Genomic DNA, 26,158 nt, shown 5'->3' on the forward strand with positions numbered 1-26,158 from the left:
AGACTTGATCGTCGGAGGCCCCCGAATCTACCGGCAGGTAGCCGGGCTGTGACGAGTGGATCAGGTGATTCGCGCCACGACGGGTCACGGCGGGAGCACGGCGGAAACGGCGGAGACGGCGGAAGCGGAACAGGGGGAGAAGGTGACCGAGGCGGACGCACCGGCGACGGAGCCGGCGGGCGCGGCGCACCGCGCCGCCGCCCCGCCCCTGACCGAGCGGCAGCGCGAGCGCCGCGGCCGCATCCTGCACGCGACCGCCCAACTGGCCTGCCGGGGCGGCTTCGAGGCGGTGCAGATGCGGGAGGTCGCGGAGTCCTCGCAGGTCGCGCTCGGCACGCTGTACCGCTACTTCCCCTCCAAGGTGCACCTGCTCGTCGCCACCATGCACGACCAGTTGGAGCGCCTGCACTGCACCCTGCGCAAGAGCCCGCCCACCGGCGAGACGGCGGCGGACCGCGTGGCCCAGACCCTGATGCGGGCCTTCGGCGCGCTGCAGCGCGAACCCCGGCTGGCCGAGGCGATGGCCCGCGCCCTGACCTTCGCCGACCGCAGCGTCTCCCCGGAGGTCGACCAGGTCTCCCGGCAGACCACGGCGATCATCCTGGACGCGATGGGCGGCCTGGAGCACCCGACCCCGGAGCAGCTCTCCGCGGTCCGGGTCGTCGAGCACACCTGGCTCTCGGCCCTGATCACCTGGCTCGCCGGCCGCACCTCCCTCGCCCAGGTGCGGGTGGACATCGAGACGGTCTGCCGGCTGATCGACCTCACGGAGACCGGCGCCCGGGGCGGGACGGCGTCCCGCTGAGGGCCCGTGATCGGGTCGGCCGCCCCTCGGCCCCGCTCCGGCGGGCGGGTAAAGTGGCGGCGTCGTCATCACCCGTACGGGGGGAAGCCGGTGCAATTCCGGCGCTGACCCGCAACCGTGAGCCGCCCGCCGAGCCCGCCCGAGGCTTCCCGGACGGTGAGCCGGACTGCCCCGCGCGGATGTGACCGGCTCACGTGCCCGGCGCCCGCCGGTGCACGGCACCGTCGAGGCATACGGGGCCGAGCCGCCGGGGGTGCCCCGTGCTGCCAGGCCCCGCACAGGGAAAGGCACCCGCCGCTCATGAACGTCCGCCGTCGCAGCAGCGCCGCGGCTCTGGCCGCCATAGCCGTGATCGGCGCCGCCACCGCGCCCGCGGTCGCCGCCGATCCGTCGCCCTCCGCTCCCGCCTCCTCCCCGTCCACGCCGTCCGGGCTGTACGGGACCACCGATCCCCGGTACGACGGTGTCTGGCGCCAGTCCCTCGCCCTGCTCGCGCAGGACACGGCGGGCGTGGTCCCGTCGTCGAAGGCCGTGAAGTGGCTCACGGACCAGCAGTGCGCGAACGGCGCCTTCGCCCCCTTCCGCGCCGACCCGGCCGCGGCCTGCGACGCCAAGACCCCGGTCGACTCCAACAGCACGGCCGCGGCCGTCCAGGCCCTGTGGGCCGTCGGCGGGCACGGCGACGTCGTCGAGAAGGCCCTCGGCTGGCTGAAGTCCGTGCAGAACGAGGACGGTGGCTGGGGCTACACCCCCGGCACCCCGAGCGACGCCAACTCCACCTCCGTCGTCATCGGCGCCCTGACCGCCACGGAGACGGACCCCGGGAAGGTCGTCAAGGACGGCAAGTCCCCCTACGACGCCCTGTTGTCCTTCGCCCTGCCCTGCGCGAAGGACAAGGGCGCGGGCGCCTTCGCCTTCCAGCCCGACAAGGACGGCAAGCTGCTCCCCAACGCGGACGCGACCGCCGCCGGTGTCCTCGGCGCGCTCGGCAAGGGCCTGGTCGCCGAGGCCGCCGACCCCTCCGGCTCCGGCGCGCGGTCCGACGCCGCCTGCGCCGACGCGGACAAGCCCGGCCGGGAGCAGGCCGCCGCCAACGGCGCCGCCTACCTCGCCGACGCGCTCGCCGAGGACGGCCACCTCGTCTCCGCCCTCGGCGGCTCCGCCGACCAGCCCGACTACGGCAACACCGCCGACGCCGTCGTCGCCCTCGCCGCGCAGGGCGGCGCGGACCGGGCCGCCGAGCCGCTGGCCTGGCTGAAGAAGAACGCCGCGACGTGGGCGTCGCAGAGCGGCCCGGCCGCCTACGCCCAGCTCGTCCTCGCCGCCCACGCCACGGGCACCGACCCGCGCGACTTCGGCGGCACGGACCTGGTGGAACGGCTGAACGCGACCGGCCCGGCCCCGCAGGGCACGGCGGTGAAGGACACGGCGACGGCGAGCGACGAGGACCGGAAGAAGGACGAGGACTCGCCGTTCGGCGTCTGGTGGTTCGTCGGCGTCTGCCTGGTCTTCGGCATCGGCATCGGCTTCCTGCTCAGCAACCGCACCAAGAAGCAGCAGCCGTGACCGCCCGCCGCGTCACCCTGCTCCTCCTGGCCGCCTTCCTGCTGATCGGGACGGCCGGCCAGGCGCAGGCCGCCGGATACCGCTACTGGTCCTTCTGGGACCGCGACGGCGCCGGGTGGGTCTACGCCACACAGGGTCCGTCCATGGTCCGCCCCTCCGATGGCGACGTGCAGGGCTTCCGCTTCGCGGTGAGCGAGGACTCGGGCGACGCGGCCCGGCCCCGCGGCACCGCGGACTTCGCGTCGATCTGCGCGAAGACGCCGGCCAAGGACGGCAGCAAGCGGGTGGCGCTGGTCCTCGACTTCGGTACGGCCCCCGACGCCCCGTCCGGCGAGACCCCGCCGGCCCCGCGCACGGCCTGCGCCCAGGTCTCCCCCGACGCGACGACGGCCGACGCCCTGGCCGATGCCGCGGGCCCCCTGCGCTACGACACCAACGCCCTGCTGTGCGCGATCGCGGGCTACCCGAAGTCGGGCTGCGGGGAGCAGGTGTCGCAGAAGGAGGGCTCCGGCGTCCCGGCCGCCCCGAAGGCCACGGCCGACGAGGGCGACGAGGGCGACGACGGCCCGTCGGTCGGCCTCTACGCGGGCATCGCCGTCGTGGCGGCCCTGGCCGGCGCGGCCACCTGGCAGGCGAGGCGGCGCAGGAATGCGACCCGCTGAAGCCGCCGTCCCCGCGGGCAGCCGAGCCGCCGGGGCCGCCGCTCCCGCGGGCAGTCGTGCCGCCGGGGCGACGGGGGTCCCCCCGCGCGAGCGAGGCCGAGCGTGGGGCAGGGTGGGCGCGGGGGGCACCCCCTCTGGGGGACGCACCCCGTCAGCGCCGGCCGGCGCCCCCGCCCTCCACCGGCACCGGGCAACCGCCCTGCACCCCGGCGCCTGGTGGCTCTGGGCGCTGGCCCTCGGCACCGCCGCCACCCGCACCACCAATCCCCTCCTCCTCACCCTCCTCGTCACGGTCTCCGCCTACGTCGTCGTCACCCGCCGCCCCCACGCCCCGTGGTCCCGTTCCTACGGCGCCTTCGTCAAGCTCGCCCTCGCCGTCCTCCTCATCCGCCTCCTGTTCACCACCGTCCTCGGCTCCCCCGTCCCGGGCACCCACACCCTCCTGACCCTCCCCGAAGTCCCCCTCCCCGACTGGGCGCAGGGCATCCGCCTCGGCGGCCGGGTCACCGCGGAGGGCCTCGCCTTCGCGCTGTACGACGCGATGAAGCTGGCCACCCTCCTCATCTGCGTCGGCGCCGCGAACGCCCTCGCCAACCCCTCCCGCCTCCTCAAGTCCCTGCCCGGCGCCCTGTACGAGATGGGCGTCGCCGTCGTCGTCGCCCTCACCTTCGCGCCGAACCTCATCGCCGACGTCCAGCGCCTGCGCGCCGCCCGCCGCCTGCGCGGCCGTCCGGACCGGGGCCTGCGCGGACTGCTCCAGGTGGGACTGCCCGTCCTGGAGGGCGCCCTGGAGCGCTCCGTCGCCCTCGCCGCCGCGATGGACGCCCGCGGCTACGGCCGTACCGCCGACGTGCCGGCCCCCGTCCGCCGTACCACCGCCGCCCTCACCCTCGGCGGTCTGCTCGGCGTCTGCGCGGGGACGTACGGGCTGCTGACCGCCGCGGGCGGCACGTACGGCGTTCCCGTCCTCCTGGCCGGTGTCGCCGCCGCCGTCGCGGGACTGTGGCTCGGCGGGCGGCGGACGGTGCGCACCCGCTACCGCCCCGACCGCTGGGACGCCCGCGCCTGGCTGGTCACCGCCTCCGGCGTGGCGGTCGCCGCGCTGCTGTTCCTCGCCGCCGCCCGCGACCCGGCGGCCCTGCACCCGGGCGTGGTCCCCCTGGTCGCGCCGGCCCTCCCCCTCTGGCCGGCGGCGGCCGTACTCGTCGGCCTGCTCCCGGCGTTCGTCACCCCCGCCCCCGATCCCGCCCCGAAGACCGCCGTGAAGGAGCCGTCGTGATCCGCTTCGAGGACGTGTCGGTCACGTACGACGGCGCGGGCGAACCCACCGTCCGCGGCGTGGACTTCGAGGTCCCGGAGGGCGAACTCGTCCTGCTCGCCGGTCCCTCCGGCGTCGGCAAGTCCACCGTGCTGGGCGCGGTGGGCGGCCTCGTCCCGCACTTCACCGGCGGCACGCTGAGCGGCCGGGTCACCGTGGCCGGCCGGGACACCCGCACCCACAAGCCGCGCGAACTGGCCGACGTGGTCGGCACGGTCGGCCAGGATCCGCTCTCCCACTTCGTGACGGACACCGTCGAGGACGAACTCGCCTACGGCATGGAGTCGTTGGGCCTGGCGCCCGACGTGATGCGCCGCCGCGTCGAGGAGACCCTCGATCTGCTGGGCCTGGCCGACCTGCGCTCCCGCCCCATCGCCACGCTCTCCGGCGGCCAGCAGCAGCGGGTCGCCATCGGCTCGGTCCTCACCCCGCACCCCGACGTCCTGGTCCTGGACGAGCCGACCTCGGCCCTGGACCCCGCCGCCGCCGAGGAGGTCCTTGCCGTCCTCCAGCGCCTGGTCCACGACCTCGGCACGACGGTCCTGATGGCCGAGCACCGCCTGGAGCGGGTCGTCCAGTACGCCGACCAGGTGGTCCTGCTCCCGGCCCCCGGCGAGGCACCGCTCATCGGCGCCCCGGCGGACGTGATGGCCGTTTCCCCGGTGTACCCGCCGGTGGTGGACCTGGGCAGGCTGGCGGGCTGGTCCCCGCTGCCGCTGACGGTCCGGGACGCCCGCCGCCGGGCGTCCGGGCTGCGCGACCGGCTGGCCGGCCGCGAGATCCCGGACCACACCCCGCCGACGCCCGCCGCGCCCCCCGAACCCCCCGCCCTCCGGCCCGCTCCGGCACGCCGTTGGCGCCGCCGCGGGACGCCCCCGCGGACGACGCCCGCGATCCCCTCCCCGTACGCCGCCGAGGTCCGTTCCCTCGCCGTGCGCCGCGACCGGATCCAGGCGCTGCGCCACGTCGACCTGACCGTCTCCCCCGGCGAGACGGTCGCCCTGATGGGCCGCAACGGCGCCGGGAAGTCCACGCTGCTGTCCGCCCTGGTCGGCCTGGTCGAGCCGTCCGCCGGCACGGTCCGGGCGGGGGACGCCGTACCGCACCGTACGGCCCCTCGTGACCTCGTGCGCCGGGTCGGCCTGGTCCCGCAGGAGCCGCGCGACCTGCTGTACGCCGACACGGTCGCCGCCGAGTGCGCGGCGGCCGACCGGGACGCGGAGGCGGCGCCCGGCACCTGCCGCGCCCTCCTGACCGAACTGCTCCCGGGCGTCACGGACGACACCCACCCCCGGGACCTGTCGGAGGGCCAGCGTCTGACCCTCGCCCTGTCCGTCGTCCTGACCGCCCGTCCTCCGCTCCTCCTCCTGGACGAGCCGACGCGCGGCCTGGACTACGCGGCCAAGGCCCGGCTGACCGGCATCCTGCGCGCACTGGCCGCCGAGGGCCACGCGATCGTGCTGGCCACGCACGACGTCGAACTGGCCGCCGAGCTGGCCCACCGGGTCGTGCTGCTCGCCGAGGGCGAGGTGATCGCCGACGGCCCCGCGGCGGACGTGGTGGTGGCCTCCCCCTCCTACGCCCCGCAGGTGGCGAAGGTGCTGGCGCCGAGGAAGTGGCTCACGGTGGCACAGGTGCGGGAGGCCCTGTCATGACGGGCCCCCGTGTCACCGCTCCCCGCGACCGCCAGGCCCGCGCGGTCCGCCTGGGCCCCCGCTCGGTGGCGGCCCTGCTCCTGGTCAGTGCGGTGGGCGTGGCGGGCTTCGGCTGGCCCTTCCTGGCTCCGCCGGACGCGTCGCTGAACGCCCACGCGCAGGACGCGCCGTGGCTGTTCGCGGGCGTGCTGGTGCTGCTGGTGGCGGTGGTGGCGGCGACGATCTCGGAGTCCGGCCTCGGTCCGAAGGCCGTGGCGATGCTCGGCGTCCTGGCGGCGGCCGGGGCGGCGCTGCGTCCCATCGGCGCGGGGACGGCGGGCCTGGAGCCGATGTTCTTCCTCATGGTCCTCAGCGGCCGGGTCCTGGGCCCGGGCTTCGGCTTCGTGCTCGGCTCGGTCACGATGTTCGCGTCCGCGCTGCTCACGGGCGGGGTGGGGCCGTGGATGCCGTTCCAGATGCTGGCGATGGGCTGGTTCACGATGGGCGCGGGCCTGCTGCCGGGCCCCGACCGCCTGCGCGGCCGGGCGGAGCTGCTGATGCTGGCGGCGTACGGCTTCCTGGCCGCCTTCGCCTATGGCACGGTGATGAACCTCGCGGGCTGGACGTTCATGAACACCCTCGCCTCGAACATCGCCTTCGACCCGGACGCGTCGGTCCCGGACAACCTGGCCCGCTTCCTCTCCTACTGCCTGGCCACGTCGCTGGGCTGGGACGGGGGCCGCGCCGCGATGACCGTCGTCCTGACCCTCGCCCTCGGCACCCCGGTCCTGAAGGCGCTGCGCCGCGCGACCCGCAGGGCGGCCTTCGAGACGCCGGTCACGTTCGAGAAGCCGGCGGGGTGAGCCGCCCCACGTGAGCCGCTTCACCTACGAAGCGGAATCGTGGCCGAAGGCCGGCCGGTGGACGGGCCGTACGGCCTCCGGGGCGCAGCACCACCGCGCCGCCTACGACCGCGCTTAGCACAAGGGACGATTGCGGACGACCGGCCCGCCTGTTTCTCTGAACCGGTCGCAAGGCGCCGACGCCCTCCCGGGCAGCGGCGCCGACGCATGCCGGGCCGGTGTGCGCCGACGCCCCTGTCCCCGAAGAAAGGCCCTCCGTTGACCGCCGCTTCCCTCCTCCGTACCGCCGCCACCCCGAAGAAGGCCCTCGCGGGTGCCGCCCTGGCCGCGGCCGCCTGCGGCTCGCTGATCGCCGCCGGGCCCGCCCAGGCCGCGACGCCGGCCTCCTCGGCGCAGGCGACCGCGAAGAAGATGATCGGCGACTCGGCCGAGTTCCAGTGCTTCTCCAAGATCGTCGACCACGAGAGCGGCTGGAACGTCGACGCCACCAACGCCTCCAGCGGCGCGTACGGCCTGGTCCAGGCCCTGCCGGGCTCGAAGATGGCCTCGGCGGGCGCGGACTGGAAGACCAACCCGGCCACCCAGATCAAGTGGGGCCTGGACTACATGAAGGACCGCTACGGCAGCGCCTGCGACGCGTGGAGCTTCTGGCAGACCAACGGCTGGTACTGACACCCCCGCCCCGCTCCCCCTCACACCGAAGACGGCCGCCCCTGGTCCCCCGGGCGGCCGTCTTCGCGCGTGCTCGCCGTCGTGCGGAATCGGCGGCGGTATTCGGTCGGGGTGGTGTCCAGTCTGCGGCGGAAGGCCCTGACCAGGGTGTCGACGGTGCGGAAACCGCAGGCGGAGGCGACGCGTTCCAGGGTCGCGTCGGTGGATTCGAGCTGCTGGCGGGCCACTTCCACGCGCGCCGACTCGACGTAGGCGTACGGGGTCGTGCCCAGCTCGGTCTTGAAGATGCGGGTGAGCTGCCGGTCACTGACGTGGGCGTGGGCCGCGAGGTCGGCGACGGTGAGCGGTTCGGCGATGTGGCGCATGATGTGGTGGCGGAGGTCCTCGACGCGCCGGGTCGTGGCGACCTGCTCCAGCGGGACGCTGAACTGGCTCTGCCCGCTGGGCCGTTTCAGGTACATCACGAGCTGCCGGGCCACCCGCAGCGCCACGGCCTCACCGAGATCGTCGGCGACCAGGGCGAGGGAGAGGTCGAGGCACGAGCTGATGCCCGCACCGGTCCACACGTCGCCGTCGCGGATGAAGATCGGGTCGGCGTCGACCTCGACCGCCGGATGCTCGTCGGCGAGCTGCCGCGCGGTCGACCAGTGCGTGGTGGCGCGCTTGCCGTCGAGGAGCCCGGCGGCGGCGAGGACATGCGCTCCGACACAGACGGAGGTGACCCGCCGGGTCCGTGCCGCGAGCCGCCCCACCCACTCGACCACGACGGGGTCGGTGAGCGCCCGCACCCGGCGTCGGCCGTCCACCTCGACCGCGCCGGGCACGAGCAGCGTGTCGATGCGCCGCCCGGGCAGGCCGTCGAAGGTGACGTCGGGCAGGACCCGGACACCGGCGGCGGTGGTGACCGGGCCGGTGGTCGCGGCGGCGAGCAGCACCTCGTAGCCCGCCGCGTCCTCCGTCTCGCGCCGCGCGAGGGAGAACACCTCCGGCGGCCCGGTGACGTCGAGCAGGTCGACGCCCTCGAAGAGCACGACGACGATCAGTCGTCCGGCGGGGTTCACGGTCCCTCCCTGGGTCGCACGGCCATGTCGGTATCTGCAGGTTAGACGACATTGCCGACATCGTCGGGCGGCCCTAGCGTCGTAGGAGCAGGCCAACGGCTGCCACCCACCCCCGGATCCAAGGGAGTTCCCATGCCCAGAACCACCCTGCGCCGCCTCAGCGGACTCGACGACACCCCCGCCAGGCTCGCCGACTCCACGCTGGTCCTCGTCGACTACCAGAACACCTACACGACCGGCGTGATGGAACTCGACGGCTGGCAGGCCGCGCTCGACGCGGGCGCCCGGCTGCTGGCCCGCGCCCGCCGGGAGGGCGCCAAGGTCGTCCACGTCGTCCACGACGGCGGCGAGGGCTCCCCGTACGACCTCGGGGCCGAGATCGGGCAGATCCACCCCAGCGTCGCGCCGGCCGAAGGCGAGCCCGTCGTCACCAAGAAGGCGCCGGACTCCTTCTACGGCACCGACCTCGGCGAGCACGTCGACGCGGCCGGCCACAAGGACCTCGTCGTCATCGGCTTCATGACGCACATGTGCGTGGCCTTCACCGCCCAGGGCGCCTTCCTGCGCGGCAACCGCCCCACGGTCGTCGCCGACGCCTGCGCCACCCGCGCCCTGCCGGCCGCGGACACCGAACTCGACGCCCGCCAGGTGCACTACGGCGCCCTCGCCACCGTCGCCGACATGTACGGGGTCGTCGTTCCGACACAGGAGTCCCTGACCTAGGCCGGTGCGCGGCCGGCCCCGCACTCGAACCACACGGTCTTGCCGCCCCCGGGCCCCGGACCCACACCCCACGTGTCGGCCACCGCCTCCAGCAGCACCAGCCCCCGGCCGCCCTCCGCGTCGTCGCTCACCCACACGGAAGGCACGGGCTGCCGGGGGCTCCCGTCGGCCACCTCCACGCGGACCCCGTCCGCCTGTCGCCGCAACAGCACCGTGCAGCGGCGGTCCGGGACATGGCGTACGACGTTGGCCAGCAGCTCGGTCACGCCGAGTTCCACCGCTTCGGCCAGCTCGGCGAGATCCCACTCGCGCAGGTACGAGCGGACGATGCGGCGGACGTGCCGCGCCGAGTGCGCGCCGGCGGTGAAGCTCATCCGGTACTGGTCCGCCAGGGGGTGGCCCACGAGGACCGAGGGAAAGTATTCGTTCACGGCACGAGCCTGACGTCGGACGACTACCGTGGGCTACCGAACGGATACAACCGGTGCCCCAGTGGACCGAGTTGTGCGCGAAGGGGGCTGTGCGTGACCCACATCAACGTCCTTGACCCGGGCGCCTCGCCGCTCGACTACTACGGTTTCGAGCTGCGCCGCCACCGGGAGGCCGCCGGGCTGACCCAACGGCAGCTCGGCGACATCGTCAACTACACCGGCTCACTGGTGGGCCAGATCGAGACGGCCCGGAAACTGCCGACGCCGGAGTTCAGCGAACGGGTCGACGCGGCGCTGGGGACGGGCGGGTTGCTGTCCCGGCTGGTCACGCTGGTGATGCGCGCCCAGCTTCCGGCCTGGTTCCAACAGATCGCGGAGTTGGAGACACGTGCGGTCGAGATCTGCGCGTTCCAAACGCACATGGTCCACGGCCTGCTCCAGACCGACGCCTACGTCAGGGCCGTGCTGGGCACGTTCGACCCGACCGATCTCGACGACCGCACAGCCGTGCGGCTCGCCCGCCAGCGCATCTTCGAGAAACAGACGCCACCGGTCTTCTGGTCGATCGTCAGCGAGGCCGCGTTGCTCCAGGAGATCGGCGGCCGAGAAACGATGCGCGGCCAACTGGCCCACCTGTTGTCCTTCGAGGACAACCCCCGGATCAACGTTCAGGTCCTCCCGTTCTCGACGGGAGCACACCCGGGACTCACAGGCTCATTCAGTATCTTCCGGTTCGCGAGCGACCCGGCCATCCTCTACACGGATAGGTACGGCAGCGGTCATCCGACCGCCAACCCGGAGAGCGTCAAGGACTGTTCGCTCCGTTACGATCATCTTCGAGCCGCCGCGCTCTCCCTCAAGGACTCGGCGGCACTGATCCGCCGGGTAATGGAGGAACGCTATGGCGAGCAGGGCAATGCCGACGACTGTCCAGTGGCGTAAGTCCAGCTACAGCAGCGACCAGGGCGGCGAATGCGTGGAGTGCGCGCCTCTCGGTCTGCTTGCCTGGCGCAAGTCGTCGTACAGCGGCGACCAGGGCGGCAACTGCGTCGAAGTGGGCGAACTGCCCACCACCGTCGCCGTCCGCGACTCCAAAACCCCGGCGGGCCCGGTCCTCACCCTCGCCCCCGCCGCCTTCACCACCTTCGTCGGCTGGGCCCGCACCACCCACAAGTGACGCGACGGCGTACGCAATTGCGCCAACCATGAGCCGAACCCTGGGACTTGTGATCTTCGTGTGCCTAAAGTGTGTGCGCCTTAGGCACTCGCAACAGGTCATCCCCTGACACACGACCGCGGCGGGCACGCACCACCTCTGCCCGACCCGCGCCGGTCGAGCGCGGCCTCACTCGGGCTCGGGTGGCGGCGCCCTCCGACCGAGAGGAAGCCGGCCCATGGCTGACGAGATGGTGCGCGCAGCGCAGCAGTTCATCAACACCACGTATGACAACGGCGCCAAACTGGGCATATCGAGGCTCGACGAGAACGGCCGGACGAGCTGGACCGTGATGTACGCCCTGACCAGGGCGCTCCAGTACGAGCTGGGCATCTCCGGCCTGTCGGACAACTTCGGCCCCACGACGCTCTCCGCGCTCCAGTCGAAGTACCCGAACATCCACGCCTCGGGCGCCCCCGGGAACATCGTCCGGATCGTGCAGGCCGGCCTGTACTGCAAGGGGTACGACGGCGGCGGCATCGACGGGACGTACAGCGAGCGGGTCCAGAACTCGGTGCTGTCGCTGAAGTCGGACATGGGGGTCGACTTCGCCTACCCCGGCAGCGACGTGGTCCCGAAGGTCTTCAAGGGCCTGCTGAACATGGACCCGTACGTCACCGTCAACGGCGGCTCCGAGCAGATCAGGGCCGTCCAGCAGTGGATGAACGGCGAGTTCGTCAACCGCCGGGACTTCTACATCGTGCCCTGCGACGGACACCACTCCCGGACCGTCGCCACGGCCATGCTCTACGCGGTGCAGTACACGATCGGCATGGCCGACGGCGTGGCCAACGGCAACTTCGGGCCGGGCACCAAGTCCGGGATCAAGGCGCACACGCTGTCGGTGGGGTCGTCCGGCACCTGGGTGCAGCTCTTCACCGCGGGCATGCTGCTCAACGCGCGGCCGGTGTCGTTCGGCGGCACCTTCACCTCGGCGCTCGCCGACGCCGTCCGCTCCTTCCAGTCGTTCGCCAAGCTCCCGGTGACGGGGCAGGGCGACTTCTCCACCTGGGCGTCGCTGCTGGTGTCGTACGGCGACCAGGACCGCAAGGGCGCCGCCTGTGACGGCGTCACCCGGATCACCCCCGACCGGGCCAAGGCCCTCAAGGCGGAGGGGATCACGATCGTGGGGCGCTACCTCACCAACCCGGTCCCGGGCGGCGGCGCGGTGCCCGAGAAGGAGATCCAGTCCGGGGAGCTGCAGACCATCGCCGACGAGGGCATGCGCTGCTTCCCCATCTACCAGACCTTCGGCCGGGGTGCGAGCGACTTCAGCTATCCGCTGGGACGCGCCGCGGGGCAGGCCGCGATCAACGCCGCTCTCGACCACGGGTTCAGGTCCGGGACCAGGATCTTCTTCGCCGTCGACTTCGACGCGTACGACTACGAGGTCACCGACAACGTCCTGCCGCACTTCAAGGGCATCGAGGACGCGATGCGCGACGACGGCAACCGGTACACGGTCGGTGTCTACGGCCCGCGCAACGTGTGCACGCGCGTGTCCGACGCCGGGCACGCCTCGGCGTCGTTCGTGTCCGACATGTCCTCCGGGTTCTCCGGGAACTTCGGTTACCCGCTGCCCACCAACTGGGCCTACGACCAGATCGTCACCAAGACCGTCGGCTCCGGCAGCGGCTCCATCAACATCGACGTCAACATCGCCTCCGGACGGGACAGCGGCCAGGGGTCCTTCGACCCGCCCCGCGGCGTCAAGCCCGACACCCGTCTCAGCCCCGACGTCACGACGGCCATGGAGACCGACGTCGGCAAGTACATGGAGTCGCTCGGCTTCCCCCTCGACGGGGGACTGCGGTCGTACCAGCACTGGAAGTGCTTCGAGCGCACCGTCACCGCGCACGACGACCTGATCACGGAGCTGTCGAACCGGCACAACATGCGCAAGGCGCTGATCCAGACCACCGCCTACTGGGAGATGCGGCACATCGCCCCGGACGACGAGGCGGCCTGGGCCGCGGTCATCCTGGCCTTCAACACGACCCGGCAGTACATCCGGGACACCTCCACCGGCATCGCCAAGCAGCGCGCCGTCACTCTCATCGGCGCCTGGAACCACGCGCTCGACAAGGGGTACGGGTCGGGTCAGCCGCGCCGGGACGTGTCGGTGGACGAGGACAAGTACAACGCGTGGAAGCAGGCGTACGACAGCGAGACGTACGCCCTCACCAGCGTCGCGCTGATCCACCGCTGGGACATCGACGGCAAGCCCGGCGGCGACGACGACTCACCGGCCCTGCGCCAGCCCACCCTGGGCTACACGGACCAGGAGATCTACGAGGTCCTGCGCCGCTACCAGGGCCCCGGCGACGTCGCCTACGAGGAGGCCAAGAAGAGAATGGGGCTCTACTACGTGATGGAGAAGTACAACTCCATCTCCCGCAACCTCTGACAGGAGCACGGCACATGTCAGGCGACCAGCCCTACGCCGAGCACGAGGGTGCCGTCCTGCTGCTGTTGCTGCTGGCCGGTCTCGTCGCCGTGGTGTGGCTCACGGTCCGCGCGGTCACCGGCCTGGTGCGGGCCCGCCGGAGGGGCACGACCCTCCTCGGTCCGGCGGCCGTACTGGCCTGGGACGCGGCGGTCGGCATGTACACCTGGGGGCTGCTCCACCTGTTCTTCTTCGACGACCACGCCCAGGCGGAGGCCTGTGCGAAGGCCGTCGACGGCAGGGTCACCGGCTACGAACCGACCTTCGTCCCGCTGCACTTCGGCTGCCGCACCGGTGACGGCCGGGTGACCGAGGCGGTCGTCCCGTCCTACCTCAACCCGGCGACCCTGCTGCTCGGAATCTGCGCGCTCGTCCTGACCTGGCTCGTCATCGCACACCACAAGAAGGGCACCCACACGTGACCACCCCCCTGTCCCGCCGCCACGTCCTGCGCCGTGCCGCCTTCCTGGCCGCCGGGACCGTCGTCGGCTCCCAGATGCTGTCCTCCCCCGCCCTCGCGCAGCCGGCAGGCCCGGAGCCCGACAAGCTCCGCGAGTCGGTGCGCAGGGCGCAGGAGCGCAACAAGCGCGTCCTGAGCGGTGTCCCGTCCCTCAACGGATGGGAGATGGAGAAGACCGCGGACCACCACGGCCACATCTACACCAGACCCGTACCGGGCCTTCCGGTCGACGGCGTCCAGGTACGCATGGGCGACGTCGAAACCGTGCTGGTCCATCTGATCCGCCGCTTCCACTACGAGGTCGACCAACTGCGCCGCGGCGACGTGACCGGCTGGCGCCACCCCTCGACGGTCCGCAAGGGCATGGCCGAGTCGAACCTGGCGTCCGGTACGGCGGTCCTGATCCGGCCGGGTTCCTACCCGTCGGGAGTGCGGGGCGGCTTCTTCCCGCAGCAGTTGACGGCGATCCGGGACATCCTCGCGGAGTGCGACGGAGTGGTCCGCTGGGGCGGCGACGACAAGCACCCGGACGAGGCGCTGTTCCACATCGACGTCGAGCCCGGTGACGACAGGCTGCCGAAGCTGGCCGAGAAGATCGTGGAGTGGGACTGGACCCCCGGCAAGGGGGCCGGTTCCGGCACCGTCTGAGCCGGGCGGACGGGCCCGGGCCGGATCGCGACCCGGCCCGGGTCAACGTTTCTGTTCGAACTATCGTCTTCGCACGTGTGTCCACACCGGGCACCCCGACGACGCCGAACGGAAACCCCGCCCCGTGGCCCCTGCCGAACTCACCGTCCCCCGGTCCGCACCGTTTCGGTCCGGACGTCCGGGCGACGCGCTGCGCGCCTTCGGGCGTCGGTACCGCGTGCCGCTGCTCGCGACGCTGCCCACCGTCCCGCTGTACGCGGTGTGGTGGGCTTTCCTCGCCACGGGCGGCGGTGACCTGGCCGCGCAGCAGGCGTGGGCGGACTTCGCGTCACGGCACGGGGGTTCGGCCTACGGGCTGTTCTGGTACGGCGGGATGCACACCGCCAACTACAGCGTCATATCCCCGTACTTGATGGCGGCGCTCGGCGTGCGCACCGTCACGGTCGTCTCCGGCCTCGCCGCCTCCTGGCTCGCCGCCGTGCTGATGGTGCGGGGCGGGGTGCGCCGTCCCGTGTGGCCCGCGCTGCTCGCCTCCCTCGCGCTCTGGTGCGACGTCGCCTCGGGCCGGACCACCTTCGCGCTCGGCGTCGCGTTCGCGCTGGCCGCCTGCGTGCCGCTGGTGCGCGAGCGGCGGCTGTGGCTCGCGGGCGGGTACGCGGCGCTCGCCACCCTGGCCTCCCCGGTGGCCGGGCTGTTCCTCGCCGTGGTCGGGGCCGGGTTCCTGCTCGTACGGGACTGGGGACGCGCCCTCGTGCTGCTCATACCCCCGGCCGCCGTCGTCGGGCTGACGACGCTGTTCTTCCCCTTCACCGGGGAGCAGCCCATGCCGGCCGACCGCATCTGGCCGCCGGTCGTACTCGGCCTCGCCGTCACCGTGCTGGCCCCGCGCACCTGGCGGGTGGCCCGGTGGAGCGGGGCCGTCTACGCGCTCGGGACCGTGCTGACGTACCTGATCGCCTCGCCGGTCGGCACGAACGTCGAGCGGTTCGCGGAGCTGTTCGCGCCCGCCGTGCTGCTGGCCGCGCTGCTCTCGGCCCCTCCCGGGCTCACCGCGGCCCGGTCCCGGCGGCTGGTGTCGGGCCTGCTGGCCGTGGCGGTCGTCTACTCGTCCGGGTGGGTGGGGAAGAAGACCGTCGACGACCTGAAGGTGTCCACGGTCGTGCCCGCCTGGGCCGCCGAGACGGACGGTGTCGTCAACGCGCTGAAGGGGCTCGGCGCCGACCGGACGCGGGTGGAGGTGGTGCCCGCCCGCAACCACCGCGAGGCCACCCTCCTCGCCCCGCACGTCAACATGGCCCGCGGCTGGAACCGGCAGCTCGACGTGGAACGCGGGCGCCTCTTCTACGACGGCACCTTCTCCGCGGCCGCCTACCGGCAGTGGCTGGACCGGTGGGCGGTGGGCTTCGTCGTCGCGCCGCTCGGCAGGCCGGACGGCCCGGCGTGGGCCGAGGCGGACCTGGTCCGGGACCCGGAGCTGCGGCCCGAGTGGCTGGAGCCCGTCTGGCGGGACGCGCACTGGCAGGTCTACCGGGTGCGGGAGGCCGTACCGCTCGTCTCCGCGCCCGGCACCGTCGTGTCCACCGGCCCCGCCGAGCTGGTGCTGCGGGTGGAGCGGCCCGGCGCGGTGACCGTGCGGATCGCCTGGTCGCCGTGGCTGCGCAGCGACGGCGGATGCCTCGCGCGGGAGGGCGAGTTCACCCGGCTGACGGTGGACGCTCCGGGCGAGTACCGGCTCAGCTCGCGCTACGGTCCTTCGCCGGGGACGGGGGGTCGCTGCTGACTCCGGACGCGGGATCCCCGGCCGCCACGGGCTCCCCGGCCGCCAGGGGTTCCTTGGCCGCCGCTGGTTCCTCGGCCACCACGCCCCCCTTCGCCACCGCCCCCGGTTCCGCCGCCGTCCGGGCCGCCGGCACCGCCGTGAGGGTCCTCGCCCGCGGCCCCTGGAACGCGTACGCCAGCCCGAAGCCCGCCGCGACCACCGCCGCGCCTCCCACCGCGTCCAGCACCCAGTGGTTGCCGGTCGCCACGATCGCGGAGACGGTGAACAGCGGGTGCAGCAGGCCCAGCGCCTTCATCCACACCCTCGGCGCGATGACCGCGATCGCCACCCCGCACCACAGCGACCACCCGAAGTGCAGCGACGGCATCGCCGCGTACTGGTTGGTGAGGTGGGTCAGCGTGCCGTAGTCCGGCTTGGAGAAGTCCTGCACGCCGTGCACCGTGTCGATGATCCCGAGCCCCGGCATCAGCCGCGGCGGGGCCAGCGGGTAGAGCCAGAAGCCGACCAGGGCCAGCAGCGTGGCGAAGCCCAGGGAGGCGCGGGCCCAGCGGTAGTCGACCGGGCGGCGCCAGTACAGGACGCCGAGGACGGTCAGCGGGACGACGAAGTGGAACGACGTGTAGTAGAAGTCGAAGAAGTCCCGCAGCCAGCCGATCCCGACCACCGCGTGGTTGATCGTGTGCTCGATGTCGAGGTGCAGGAAGCGCTCGATGTCGAGGATCTGCCACCCGTGCTCCTCGGCGCGCGCCCGGCCCGCCGAGTTGCTGCCGCCGGTCGCCGCGAGGCGGACCTGCGAGTAGGCGGCGTAGGTGACCCGGATGAGGAGCAGCTCCAGGAGGAGGTTGGGGCGGGTCAGGACCCGGCGCAGGAAGGGCAGCAGCGGGACGTGCTGGAAACGGGCGGGCACCGGCGGCGCGTAGGCGGTCGGCACCGGGCTGTCGTAGTACGGCGACGTGCGCGGCAGGAAGGGCACGGCGACGGCGGCTGCCAGCGCGGCGAGCAGCACGACGTTGTCCCGCAGCGGGTACAGCGCCTCCATGTCCGGCAGCATCATCTTCGCGGGCAGCGTCATCACCAGGACGACGGCGACCGGCCACACGTACCGGTCGGAGGCCCGCTTGCCGACCCGGCCGACGACCGCGGGCAGGAGCCACAGCAGCTGGTGCTGCCAGGTGGCCGGGGAGACGACCACGGCCGCACAGCCGGTGACGGCGACGGCGAGCAGCAGCTGGCCGTCGCGGGCGTAGCGCACGGCGCGGCGCAGGGCCAGGACGGCGACGGCGGCGCCGAGCAGCAGGAAGAGGGCGATCTCCAGGGGGCCGGTCACGCCGAGGCGGAGCAGGACGCCGTGCAGCGACTGGTTGGCGAGGTCGTCGGCGGCGCCGCCCAGGCCGACGCCGGCCATGTGGTGCACCCAGTACGTGTACGAGTCCTGGGCCATCGCCGCCCAGGCGATCGCGGTGCACGCGGCGAACGTGACGCCCGTCGACACGGCGGCCCGTCTGCGGTCGGTGAACCACAGCAGGGGGACGAAGAGGAGCACGGTCGGCTGGAAGGCGGCGGCGACGCCGATCAGCACGCCGCCCACGCGGTCGCCCTGGGCCCCGCGCACGGCGAAGCAGCCGAGCAGGACCAGGAGGACCGGGATGATGCTGGTCTGCCCGAGCCAGAACGCGTTGCGCACCGGCAGCGAGAGCATCAGCAGGCTGATGGCGACCGGCGCCGCCAGCAGCGACGTACGGCGTCCGACGGGCTGGGGCAGGGCGCGGGCGGCGACCAGGCCGAGGGCGACGACCAGCAGCAGCGAGCCGAAGGTCCACCCCCAGCCGAGGGCCTGCTCGGCGGCGCGGGTGAAGGGTTTGAGGACGAGGCCGACGAACGGGGTGCCGGTGAACTGCGTGGAGTCGTAGAGCGACCCCTCCACGTGCAGGACGCCGTGCTCGCCGACCCAGGTCTCCAGGTCGGTGAGGCGTTCTCCGCGCGGGGTGCCGAGGACCGCGGCCACCTGTCGTACGGCCAGGACGGCGGCGATCAGCCACAGACCGAGACGTGCGACGCGCCATCGTGCTCTGGTCACGTCGGCGGCCGGGGCTCCGAAGGAATCCGCCGGTCGCCCACTGTGCTCCGCATTCGCCACGCCTCGTCGGCCTCCCGCCCCGCTCGTACCGTCCGTACGTACCGTACGTGCCCCGCTGGTGCACGCGGTGTGTCGTCCCTGCGAACCCTATGAGGCTCGCACCGCCCCCGGGGGAAGACGCGGGCGGCCCCCGCTCTGCCTGACAGCCGCCCGCTTTTCGGTCCGGCAAGCGAGAAGGATCACAGCGCGCGGGCCGGGGAACGGTGCGCGGCGCGCGCATGTCCCCTGCGTGTACGCCATTTTGGTGCACAGTGCAACGAAAAGCATACCGGGCGTAAACGGCGCATCAGCGCCTATGGTCGCTTTTCTGCCCGTGGCCGAGTGCCGCGGGCCTCTTCCGGCCCGGCGACAGTGCCGCCGTACGGGTCGTGGCGCATCCCGCGCCCCCGTCCCTGTCCCCGTCGAAAGCAGGCGAGCGTAGTTTTGTCGGCCGTCCCCGTCGCCGTTCCCCGGTCCCGTACGACCTCCGCCTCCGTCCCGCGCGCCTCCGGCGCGTCCACCGCCGCCACCGCCACCGATCCCGCGCTGGTCCGGCGTGCCGTCAAGGCGGCGGCGCTGGGCAACGCGATGGAGTGGTTCGACTTCGGCGTCTACAGCTACATCGCCGTGACGCTGGGCAAGGTCTTCTTCCCGTCGGGCAACCCGACCGCGCAGTTGCTCTCCACCTTCGGCGCCTTCGCGGCGGCGTTCCTGGTGCGGCCGCTGGGCGGCATGGTCTTCGGCCCGCTCGGGGACCGGGTGGGGCGGCAGAAGGTGCTCGCCCTGACGATGATCCTGATGGCGGCGGGCACGTTCGCCATCGGCCTGATCCCGTCGTACGCGACGATCGGCGTCTGGGCGCCGGTGCTGCTGCTGGCGGCACGGCTGGTGCAGGGGTTCTCGACCGGCGGCGAGTACGCGGGCGCGTCCACCTTCATCGCCGAGTACGCGCCGGACCGGCGACGCGGGTTCCTCGGGAGCTGGCTGGAGTTCGGCACGCTCGCCGGGTACATCGGCGGCGCCGGCCTGGTGACCCTGATGACGGCGCTGCTGTCGGACGGCGACCTGACGTCCTGGGGCTGGCGCATCCCGTTCCTGATCGCGGGCCCGATGGGCATCGTCGGCCTGTACCTGCGGATGCGCCTGGAGGAGACCCCGGCGTTCGCGGCGGAGCTGGAGAAGGCGGAGACGAACCGCCCGAAGGTGCCGCTGAGGGAGATGGTCGCCGGGCAGTGGCGGACGCTGCTGCTCTGCGTCGGTCTGGTGCTGGTCTTCAACGTCACCGACTACATGCTGCTGTCGTACATGCCGAGCTACCTGACCAGCGAGCTGAAGTACGACGAGACGCACGGGCTGCTCGTGGTGCTGGGCGTGATGGCGCTGATGATGGTCGTCCAGCCGTTCGCGGGCGCGCTGACCGACCGGGTCGGGCGGCGGCCGGTGATCGCGGCGGGCTGTGCGGGGTTCCTGCTGCTGTCCGTCCCGGCGCTGCTGCTGATCCGCCAGGGCGGCCTGCTCGCGATCGCCCTGGGCATGGGTGCGCTGGGCCTGCTGCTGGTCTGCTTCACCGCGTCGATGCCGTCGGCGCTGCCGGCGCTGTTCCCGACGCGGGTGCGCTACGGCTCGCTGTCGATCGGCTTCAACGTCTCGGTGTCCCTGTTCGGCGGGACGACGCCGCTGGTGGTGACGGCGCTGATCGGGGCGACGGGCAACATGATGATGCCCGCGTACTACATGATGGCCGCGGCCGTGGTCGGCGGCGTGGCGGTGTGGTTCATGACGGAGTCCGCCGGCCGGCCGCTGCCGGGCTCGGCGCCCGCGGTGGAGGCCGGAGCCGGAACACCCTCCTGAAATCGTCTGCGGCGCCCGCGCCCCGTGTCTATATTCGTCAGCGTTCGTCAGTGATCGTTGGCGCACCTACTTAGAACGGCTAAGTAGGACCGGAGAGACACGGGGTGCACACCGGCATGAGCGAGTCGCAGCTCTGGGACGACGTCGACGCCTACTTCACCGCACACCTCGCACCGGAGGACGACGCCCTGGCGGCCGCCCGCAGGGAGAGCGACGCCGCGGGGCTGCCCCCGGTGAGCGTCACCGCCACCCAGGGCAAGTTCCTCCAGCTCCTCGCCCAGGTCCAGGGCGCCCGCACCGTCCTGGAGATCGGCACCCTGGGCGGCTACAGCACCATCTGGCTGGCCCGCGCCCTGCCCTCCGACGGCCGCCTGGTCACCCTGGAGTACAGCGCCCGGCACGCGGAGGTCGCCACCCGCAACATCGCCCGCGCCGGGCTCGAGGCCCTCGTCGACGTGCGGGTGGGCCCGGCCCTGGAGTCGCTGCCCCAGCTCGCCGACGAGAACCCGCCGCCCTTCGACCTGGTCTTCATCGACGCGGACAAGGTCAACAACGCGCGCTACCTCGAGTGGGCGCTGAGGCTCACCAGCACCGGCAGCCTGATCGTCGTCGACAACGTGGTCCGCGGCGGCCGGGTGGCCGACGCCGGCGCGACCTCCGACGACGTGCGCGGCACCCGCGCCGCCCTCGAACTGATCGGCAGCCACCCCCGCCTCAGCGGCACCGCGCTCCAGACGGTCGGCGCCAAGGGCTACGACGGCTTCGCGCTGGCCCGCGTGCTGGCCTGAACGCCCGGTCTCCGCTCGCGGGACGGAGCGGGGGCTACGCCTCGTGGTAGAAGCCGACGTTGACGCTGCGCGGCTCGGCACGGTCCTGGACCACGACCTCGCCGCTGCCGCCCCTGGGCAGCGGCACGGTGCCGCCGTAGGGCAGGGACTGCAGGTGTTCGCCGATGGTCAGCCGGACCTCGCTGGAGGGGTCCGGCTGGGAGCCGCGCAGCCAGCTCAGCTGCCAGGTGCCGTCGGCTCCGCAGCGGAACTCCAGGTGGACGCGGGAGACGAACAGCCAGTCGTCCGGCGTCGACAGCCGGCACACGGACCTGTCCCTGCCCACGCGCAGCACCGCGTCGGGCTCGCTGGGCGCGTCGGCCATCTGCATGCCGGCCGTGGCACCCGCGTCCGCCGCGGTGACGGCGGCCATGGTGAGTTCGAGCACGTGCGCTCCTTCGAGGTCCGTCGGTTCGTCGCCGCCGCATGATAGATCGACCGGTCGTGTGGTGTCCGGCACAATGGGGTCATGACCGAGCGAAAGCCACCTGGCGTCGACTTCGAATCCTGGGTCGACAAACAGATTCGGGACGCGGACGCACGCGGTGAGTTCGCCGAGCTGCCCGGCGCGGGCAAGCCCCTGCCGGGCGAGATGGACAGCACCTACGACGAACTGTGGTGGGTCAAGCGGAAGATGGCCCGCGAGGGCGTCTCCGTGCTGCCGCCCACGCTGGCCCTGCGCAAGGAGGCGGAGGACGCCCTGGAGGCGGCGGCGAAGGCCCCCTCGGAGCGGGTGGTCCGGCGCATCGTCGAGGAGATCAACGCCAAGATCCGCGAGGTCATGTTCAAGCCGCCGCCCGGCCCCCCGCTGGGTCTGAAGCCCTACGACGTCGAAGAGGTCGTACGGCAGTGGCGGGAGGGCCGGGCGGAGCGGTGACGCCCGTCGTTCACAGGCGCATCAGCCGGTCCGCCAGCTCGCGGTAGTCCCGCAGGGCCAGGCGGAGTTGCTCGGTGTCCGTGCCGGCCTCCTGCCAGGACCCGAGCAGGGACCGCCGGCGGTGCGCCAAGGCCTCCGTGAGGCGGGCGCCGAGTTCCTCCAGAACCCGGTCGGCCTCCTCCACGGAAGCACGCGGCGCGTCGACGAACCCGGCCACCGCCTGGCGCAGCCCCTCACCGAGCCGCCCGGCCTCACCGGGCGGGAGAAGCGGCCGGTCCGACAGGGGTGTGGCCGCGTCGTCCGTCACCGCCGGGGCGGACGCCGGGGCGCTTCCGCCGGCGGCAGGGGGCACGACGGGGTCGCCGGTCGAGGTGCCGGGCTCGGCAGGGTCGCCGGAACCGGCGGTGGCGCCAAGACCGCCGGGGGCCCCGGAACCAACGCCGTCGCCGGACCCGGCGTTGACGCCGCGGCCGACGGGCTCGACGCCGTCACCGGGACCGGCGCCGGCGCCGTGGCGGGCGTGGCGCCTGCCGGTTTCGGGATCGGCGCCGGGGGTGCCTGTCGTTGCTTCGGACATGGGGTCAGCTCTCCTTCGGGCTGCGCTTGGCGAGGGACCACGTGTGGGACGGACGGGCCGTCGCCGCCGGTGCTCCCTCCGTACCGGTGCGGCGCCCGGCGCCGCCGCCGTCGTGGCGGCCCGGCCGGGTCAGCGCCTCGAACAGCGCACGGGCCTCGACCATGGACGCGCGCAGCTCCTCCGTACCGGCACCGTCGCCGTCCACGCCCGCGTGCGTGGCGCGGTGCACGCGGCGGTAGCCCTCGACGTGGTGGGCGTGGTGCACGGACAGCGCCGTGAGCTGCTCCTCGTACTGCCCGCCGTCCGGGAAGCCCCGCGCACCGGCGAGTTCCGCGAGCAGCCGGTCCGCCTCGGCGACCGCCTCGCGCGGGGAGTCGACGAAGCGCTCCTGGGCCGCGGTCCAGCGCGCCACGAAGCGCTCGCGCTCGGCGGGCTCCAGGGGCCGGGTGCGCAACGACCCGTGCCGCCGCACCCGTTCGGCCAGCTCGCGCTCGGCGGCCTTGGTGTCGCCGTCGTGCCGTGCCACGGCCAGGTCGTACTCGGGCCCGAAGCGCCGCTTCAGGCTTCCGCCGTGCCGGGGGCCCCGCGCGCGCAGGGCAAGGACGGCCGCGGCGACGAGCACGACCGCCACGACCACGATCAAAGCGATGATCACGCCTGTGGACATGAGTGCCTTCCGGGTTCTCGGCCTGCCGGCCCTCCGAACGGGCCGGTTCGCGGTTCGTGTTGCCCCCGAGTCCGCGCTCAAACAGCGCTCGGCGTGCGCCCACCGCGCACCGGTGGGAAAATCCGCTTGCCCCGCGCGGGCCCGCCCGCCGACCATGCCCGTCATGACCTGGACCGTCGACCCGGAACCGTACGACTCCCCCGTCGCCGCAGCCCTGTGGCGCGCGTACTACACGGAGGTGAGCGACCGCTGGTACCAGCTCTACGAGGGACACCCCACCGACCCCGCCGAGCTGGAGCGGGAGATCGCCGCGCAGTCCGGGGCCGACCTCGCGCCGCCCCGGGGACGGCTGCTGGTCGCGCGCTACGCCGGTGAAGCGGCCGGCAGTTCGGGCGTACGGCTGCTGGACGGCACCACCGCCGAGCTGACCCGGGTCTTCCTGTACGCCGGGATGCGCGGCCGGGGCGGGGCCGCACTGCTCGTACGGGCCGCCGAGGACGCCGCGCGGGCGCTGGGGGCCGAGCGCATGGTCCTGGACACCAGGGCCGACCTCGTCGAGGCCCGGACCCTGTACGCGCGTCTGGGCTACACCGAGACCGAGGCGCACAACGAGCGCCCGTACGCCGAGCACTGGTTCGCCAAGCCGCTGCGCCTCGACGGCGGCTCCTGAGGGCGCTCAGCCGGCCCGCGCGGGCGCCCGGCCCTCGCGCCCCTCCCGCCCCTCGCGGGTGGCGTGCCGGTCGTGCGGGCGCTCCCGCTCCGAGCCGCACAGCTCGCCGGTCAGCTCCCGCACGAGCCGCACCAGGTCGGTCGGGCGGTCGGGGCCCCACCAGTCGCCGAGCAGCTCGGCGAGGGAGTCCTGCCGTGCCTGCGCCAGCCGTTCGGCCACGTCGCGGCCCCGGTCGGTGAGGACCAGGTCGGGGCCCTCGCGGACGGCCAGGTGCCGTTCCTCCACCTGGCGGGCGGCCGCCATCACGGTGGACAGCGGGACGGGGCTGCGCTCCGCGAGGTGGGCCGGCTCGACCCGGCCGTACTTCCTGACCCGCAGCAGCATCCAGCTCGACGCGGGCAGCAGGTCGCAGCCCGCCCGTTCGGTGATCCGGCGGTAGATCTCCCGGCGGCCCTCCCGGGTGCCGAGGACCGACAGGGCGCGGCACACCTCGTCGCGCGAGGAGCGTTCCACCGGGTTGCTGGCGAGGGTCTGCGTGGCGTCCGGCGCCGTGACCGAGCCGCGCAGCCGGTCCTCCTTCAGGAACCAGGCCAGCAGGAAGGCGAGGAGCGCGACGGGGGCGGCGTACAGGAAGACGTCGGTGATGGAGGAGGCGTAGGCGTGGATCGCGTCGGGGCGCAGCGCGGGCGGCAGGGCGCCGATGCCGCGCGGGTCGGCCTTGAGGGTGTCCGCGGAGACGCCGGGCGGCAGGGCGGCGCCCCGGAAGGCGTCGGCGAGTTTGTCGCCGAGGCGGCTCGCGAAGATCGTGCCGAAGATGGCCACGCCGAACGACGCGCCGATGGACCGGAAGAAGGTCGCGCCGGAGGTGGCGACGCCCAGGTCCTCGTAGGCGACGGCGTTCTGCACGATGAGGACGAGGACCTGCATCACCAGGCCGAGCCCTAGGCCGAAGACGAAGAAGTAGGCGCTCACCTCGGCGGTGGCGCTGTGCTCGTCGAGCCGGTGCAGCAGGAGCAGCCCGAGGGTGGTGACGGCGGTGCCCGCGACGGGGAACACCTTCCAGCGGCCGGTCCGGCTGACGATCTGCCCGGAGACGGTCGACGACAGCAGCAGGCCGAACACCATCGGCAGCATGTACACCCCGGACATGGTGGGGGTGACACCGCGCACGACCTGCAAGAACGTCGGCAGGTACGTCATCGCGCCGAACATCGCGAAGCCGATGACGAAGCTGATGACGGCGGACAGCGTGAAGGTGCGGATGCGGAACAGCTTCAGCGGCAGGACGGGTTCGGCCGCGCGGCGCTCCACTGCCACGAAGAGGGCGGCGAGGACGACCGCGAGCACCGCGAGACCGATGATCTGCGGGGAGCCCCAGGCCCAGGTGGTGCCGCCGAGCGAGGCCACCAGGACCAGGCAGGTGGCGACGGAGGCGATGAGGAGGGTGCCGAGGTAGTCGATGACGTGCCGGGCGGCGCGGCGCGGGATGTGCAGGACCGCCGCGATCACGGCGAGGGCGACGACGCCGATGGGCAGGTTGATGTAGAAGACCCAGCGCCAGCTCAGGTGCTCGGTGAAGATCCCGCCGAGCAGCGGCCCGAGCACGCTGGTCGCGCCGAAGACCGCACCGAACAGCCCCTGGTAGCGGCCGCGTTCGCGGGGCGGGACCAGGTCGCCGACGATCGCCATCGACAGCACCATCAGACCGCCGCCGCCGAGGCCCTGGAGGGCGCGGAAGAGGATCAGCTCGGGCATGCTCTGCGCGATGCCGCACAGCGCGGAACCGACCAGGAAGATCCCGATCGCGAGCTGGAACAGCTTCTTCCGTCCGTACTGGTCGCCGAGCTTGCCCCACAGCGGGGTCGCGGCGGTCGCCGCCAGCAGATAGGCGGTGACCACCCAGGACAGGTGCTCGAGGCCGCCCAGGTCGCTGACGATGGTCGGCAGCGCCGTCGAGACGATGGTCTGGTCGAGCGCGGCGAGCAGCATGCCGAGCAGCAGGGCTCCGATGGAGACGAGCACGCTGCTGGAGACCTGTTCCCGCTCCCCCTGCGCCCCGGGCCGCGGCCCGGGGTCCGTCTCCGCCGCCTCGCGCACCTCTCCGGCCATGTGGACCTCCACGGATGTCGTGACTCTCACGGATGTCGACGTGCACCGCCCATCCTGTTCGGTGTGACCGGTTATGGCCGTTTCAGTCCTCCGGGAAGCCGCAATTCCGCCGGGGTTCCGGGGGCTTGTGCGCGGAAGTGTGGAGGAGATCTGCATAATCTCTGGAGTTCGCGAGGGGA

The 26,158-nt window shown here is 73.1% G+C and carries 25 protein-coding genes; 18 read left to right on the forward strand and 7 right to left on the reverse strand.

The window, feature by feature from the left end:
• The first annotated feature begins 142 nt into the window (after positions 1-142).
• The 7 genes from Sdi02f_RS22505 to Sdi02f_RS22535 all read left to right on the forward strand — a co-directional run bounded on the left by Sdi02f_RS22505 (position 143) and on the right by Sdi02f_RS22535 (position 7,520).
• Positions 143-805: a TetR family transcriptional regulator gene (locus tag Sdi02f_RS22505; protein WP_037798423.1), complete on the forward strand. Its 663-nt coding sequence runs from the start codon at positions 143-145 to the stop codon at positions 803-805.
• A gap of 300 nt (positions 806-1,105) precedes the next feature.
• The gene (locus tag Sdi02f_RS22510; RefSeq protein ID WP_031081466.1) at positions 1,106-2,371 is read left to right on the forward strand and encodes an SCO2321 family membrane protein; all 1,266 of its coding nucleotides are present in this window, start codon (positions 1,106-1,108) and stop codon (positions 2,369-2,371) included.
• Complete coding sequence (locus Sdi02f_RS22515; RefSeq protein WP_108933913.1) at positions 2,368-3,033, forward strand: SCO2322 family protein; 666 nt, start codon at positions 2,368-2,370, stop codon at positions 3,031-3,033. Before Sdi02f_RS22510 ends, Sdi02f_RS22515 begins: the two co-directional genes overlap by 4 nt.
• A gap of 112 nt (positions 3,034-3,145) precedes the next feature.
• Complete coding sequence (locus tag Sdi02f_RS22520; RefSeq protein WP_053638992.1) at positions 3,146-4,312, forward strand: energy-coupling factor transporter transmembrane component T; 1,167 nt, start codon at positions 3,146-3,148, stop codon at positions 4,310-4,312.
• Positions 4,309-6,006: an ABC transporter ATP-binding protein gene (locus tag Sdi02f_RS22525; RefSeq protein WP_108933914.1), complete on the forward strand. Its 1,698-nt coding sequence runs from the start codon at positions 4,309-4,311 to the stop codon at positions 6,004-6,006. The genes Sdi02f_RS22520 and Sdi02f_RS22525 overlap by 4 nt, the downstream gene beginning before the upstream one ends.
• On the forward strand, positions 6,003-6,848 hold the full coding sequence (locus tag Sdi02f_RS22530) for an ECF transporter S component (RefSeq protein ID WP_030399685.1): 846 nt from the start codon (positions 6,003-6,005) through the stop codon (positions 6,846-6,848). The genes Sdi02f_RS22525 and Sdi02f_RS22530 overlap by 4 nt, the downstream gene beginning before the upstream one ends.
• A 258-nt stretch (positions 6,849-7,106) precedes the next feature.
• On the forward strand, positions 7,107-7,520 hold the full coding sequence (locus tag Sdi02f_RS22535; protein ID WP_030399686.1) for an aggregation-promoting factor C-terminal-like domain-containing protein: 414 nt from the start codon (positions 7,107-7,109) through the stop codon (positions 7,518-7,520).
• 20 nt (positions 7,521-7,540) lie between these two features.
• On the opposite strand, the gene Sdi02f_RS22540 is transcribed toward Sdi02f_RS22535, so the two are convergent.
• Positions 7,541-8,581: a GlxA family transcriptional regulator gene (locus tag Sdi02f_RS22540; protein WP_167458236.1), complete on the reverse strand. Its 1,041-nt coding sequence runs from the start codon at positions 8,579-8,581 to the stop codon at positions 7,541-7,543.
• 132 nt (positions 8,582-8,713) lie between these two features.
• Between Sdi02f_RS22540 and Sdi02f_RS22545 the strand changes: the two genes are divergently transcribed.
• A complete protein-coding gene (locus Sdi02f_RS22545; RefSeq protein ID WP_108933915.1) occupies positions 8,714-9,304 on the forward strand; it encodes a cysteine hydrolase family protein in 591 nt (196 codons plus the stop codon).
• Here Sdi02f_RS22545 and Sdi02f_RS22550 read toward each other — a convergent pair.
• Positions 9,301-9,735: an ATP-binding protein gene (locus tag Sdi02f_RS22550; protein WP_108933916.1), complete on the reverse strand. Its 435-nt coding sequence runs from the start codon at positions 9,733-9,735 to the stop codon at positions 9,301-9,303. The genes Sdi02f_RS22545 and Sdi02f_RS22550 overlap by 4 nt on opposite strands.
• A 93-nt stretch (positions 9,736-9,828) precedes the next feature.
• Here Sdi02f_RS22550 and Sdi02f_RS22555 point away from each other — a divergent pair, with 93 nt between their 5' ends.
• From Sdi02f_RS22555 to Sdi02f_RS22580, 6 genes are all read left to right on the forward strand, one after another.
• A complete protein-coding gene (locus Sdi02f_RS22555) occupies positions 9,829-10,677 on the forward strand; it encodes a helix-turn-helix domain-containing protein (RefSeq protein WP_108933917.1) in 849 nt (282 codons plus the stop codon).
• Entirely contained in the window at positions 10,652-10,912 is a 261-nt protein-coding gene (locus Sdi02f_RS22560) for a DUF397 domain-containing protein (protein WP_107049478.1), read from the forward strand. The genes Sdi02f_RS22555 and Sdi02f_RS22560 overlap by 26 nt, the downstream gene beginning before the upstream one ends.
• Before the next feature lie 217 nt (positions 10,913-11,129).
• The gene (locus Sdi02f_RS22565; protein ID WP_108933918.1) at positions 11,130-13,358 is read left to right on the forward strand and encodes a glycoside hydrolase domain-containing protein; all 2,229 of its coding nucleotides are present in this window, start codon (positions 11,130-11,132) and stop codon (positions 13,356-13,358) included.
• Positions 13,359-13,372: 14 nt separating this feature from the next.
• Positions 13,373-13,819, forward strand: a complete 447-nt coding sequence (locus tag Sdi02f_RS22570) for a hypothetical protein (protein ID WP_053638996.1) — start codon at positions 13,373-13,375, stop codon at positions 13,817-13,819.
• Positions 13,816-14,505, forward strand: a complete 690-nt coding sequence (locus tag Sdi02f_RS22575) for a hypothetical protein (RefSeq protein ID WP_108933919.1) — start codon at positions 13,816-13,818, stop codon at positions 14,503-14,505. The genes Sdi02f_RS22570 and Sdi02f_RS22575 overlap by 4 nt, the downstream gene beginning before the upstream one ends.
• 124 nt (positions 14,506-14,629) lie before the next feature.
• Positions 14,630-16,285, forward strand: coding sequence for a DUF8823 domain-containing protein (locus Sdi02f_RS22580; protein WP_031081482.1), 1,656 nt, complete (start codon positions 14,630-14,632; stop codon positions 16,283-16,285).
• On the opposite strand, the gene Sdi02f_RS22585 is transcribed toward Sdi02f_RS22580, so the two are convergent.
• The gene (locus Sdi02f_RS22585) at positions 16,239-18,422 is read right to left on the reverse strand and encodes a bifunctional glycosyltransferase 87/phosphatase PAP2 family protein (RefSeq protein ID WP_030399696.1); all 2,184 of its coding nucleotides are present in this window, start codon (positions 18,420-18,422) and stop codon (positions 16,239-16,241) included. The genes Sdi02f_RS22580 and Sdi02f_RS22585 overlap by 47 nt on opposite strands.
• A gap of 423 nt (positions 18,423-18,845) precedes the next feature.
• On the opposite strand from Sdi02f_RS22585, the gene proP reads away from it, so the two are divergent.
• Both proP and Sdi02f_RS22595 read left to right on the forward strand, forming a co-directional pair.
• Positions 18,846-20,252, forward strand: coding sequence for a glycine betaine/L-proline transporter ProP (gene proP, locus Sdi02f_RS22590; RefSeq protein ID WP_030399697.1), 1,407 nt, complete (start codon positions 18,846-18,848; stop codon positions 20,250-20,252).
• Between the two features lie 116 nt (positions 20,253-20,368).
• On the forward strand, positions 20,369-21,040 hold the full coding sequence (locus Sdi02f_RS22595) for an O-methyltransferase (RefSeq protein ID WP_108934049.1): 672 nt from the start codon (positions 20,369-20,371) through the stop codon (positions 21,038-21,040).
• Between the two features lie 34 nt (positions 21,041-21,074).
• Here the strand turns inward: Sdi02f_RS22595 and Sdi02f_RS22600 are convergent, their stop codons facing one another.
• Positions 21,075-21,467 carry an FHA domain-containing protein gene (locus tag Sdi02f_RS22600; RefSeq protein ID WP_030399699.1) on the reverse strand — a complete coding sequence of 131 codons (393 nt, stop codon included), beginning with the start codon at positions 21,465-21,467 and terminating at the stop codon, positions 21,075-21,077.
• An 81-nt stretch (positions 21,468-21,548) separates the two neighbouring features.
• On the opposite strand from Sdi02f_RS22600, the gene Sdi02f_RS22605 reads away from it, so the two are divergent.
• Positions 21,549-21,956, forward strand: coding sequence for a DnaJ family domain-containing protein (locus Sdi02f_RS22605; RefSeq protein ID WP_030399700.1), 408 nt, complete (start codon positions 21,549-21,551; stop codon positions 21,954-21,956).
• 10 nt (positions 21,957-21,966) lie between these two features.
• Here Sdi02f_RS22605 and Sdi02f_RS22610 read toward each other — a convergent pair whose 3' ends face one another.
• Positions 21,967-22,533 carry a hypothetical protein gene (locus Sdi02f_RS22610; protein ID WP_108933920.1) on the reverse strand — a complete coding sequence of 189 codons (567 nt, stop codon included), beginning with the start codon at positions 22,531-22,533 and terminating at the stop codon, positions 21,967-21,969.
• Between the two features lie 4 nt (positions 22,534-22,537).
• A complete protein-coding gene (locus Sdi02f_RS22615) occupies positions 22,538-23,200 on the reverse strand; it encodes a hypothetical protein (RefSeq protein ID WP_030399702.1) in 663 nt (220 codons plus the stop codon).
• A gap of 163 nt (positions 23,201-23,363) precedes the next feature.
• Between Sdi02f_RS22615 and Sdi02f_RS22620 the strand changes: the two genes are divergently transcribed.
• Positions 23,364-23,870, forward strand: coding sequence for a GNAT family N-acetyltransferase (locus Sdi02f_RS22620; protein WP_053662097.1), 507 nt, complete (start codon positions 23,364-23,366; stop codon positions 23,868-23,870).
• 6 nt (positions 23,871-23,876) lie between these two features.
• Here Sdi02f_RS22620 and Sdi02f_RS22625 read toward each other — a convergent pair whose 3' ends face one another.
• Positions 23,877-25,979, reverse strand: a complete 2,103-nt coding sequence (locus tag Sdi02f_RS22625; protein WP_053639002.1) for an MDR family MFS transporter — start codon at positions 25,977-25,979, stop codon at positions 23,877-23,879.
• Between the last annotated feature and the right edge of the window lie 179 nt (positions 25,980-26,158).

It is taken from the genome of Streptomyces ardesiacus, from assembly GCF_003112575.1.
Taxonomy (GTDB): Bacteria; Actinomycetota; Actinomycetes; order Streptomycetales; family Streptomycetaceae; genus Streptomyces; species Streptomyces ardesiacus.

Bases quoted from the DNA above. Each gene is read 5' to 3' on its own strand.
- Sdi02f_RS22605 (WP_030399700.1), top strand. From the start codon at position 21,549: ATGACCGAGCGAAAGCCACCTGGCGTCGACTTCGAATCCTGGGTCGAC.
- Sdi02f_RS22595 (WP_108934049.1), top strand. From the start codon at position 20,369: ATGAGCGAGTCGCAGCTCTGGGACGACGTCGACGCCTACTTCACCGCA.
- Sdi02f_RS22565 (WP_108933918.1), top strand. From the start codon at position 11,130: ATGGCTGACGAGATGGTGCGCGCAGCGCAGCAGTTCATCAACACCACG.
- Sdi02f_RS22625 (WP_053639002.1), bottom strand. From the start codon at position 25,979: ATGGCCGGAGAGGTGCGCGAGGCGGCGGAGACGGACCCCGGGCCGCGG.
- Sdi02f_RS22545 (WP_108933915.1), top strand. From the start codon at position 8,714: ATGCCCAGAACCACCCTGCGCCGCCTCAGCGGACTCGACGACACCCCC.
- Sdi02f_RS22510 (WP_031081466.1), top strand. From the start codon at position 1,106: ATGAACGTCCGCCGTCGCAGCAGCGCCGCGGCTCTGGCCGCCATAGCC.
- Sdi02f_RS22620 (WP_053662097.1), top strand. From the start codon at position 23,364: ATGACCTGGACCGTCGACCCGGAACCGTACGACTCCCCCGTCGCCGCA.
- Sdi02f_RS22615 (WP_030399702.1), bottom strand. From the start codon at position 23,200: ATGTCCACAGGCGTGATCATCGCTTTGATCGTGGTCGTGGCGGTCGTG.
- Sdi02f_RS22610 (WP_108933920.1), bottom strand. From the start codon at position 22,533: ATGTCCGAAGCAACGACAGGCACCCCCGGCGCCGATCCCGAAACCGGC.
- Sdi02f_RS22560 (WP_107049478.1), top strand. From the start codon at position 10,652: ATGCCGACGACTGTCCAGTGGCGTAAGTCCAGCTACAGCAGCGACCAG.
- Sdi02f_RS22570 (WP_053638996.1), top strand. From the start codon at position 13,373: ATGTCAGGCGACCAGCCCTACGCCGAGCACGAGGGTGCCGTCCTGCTG.
- Sdi02f_RS22530 (WP_030399685.1), top strand. From the start codon at position 6,003: ATGACGGGCCCCCGTGTCACCGCTCCCCGCGACCGCCAGGCCCGCGCG.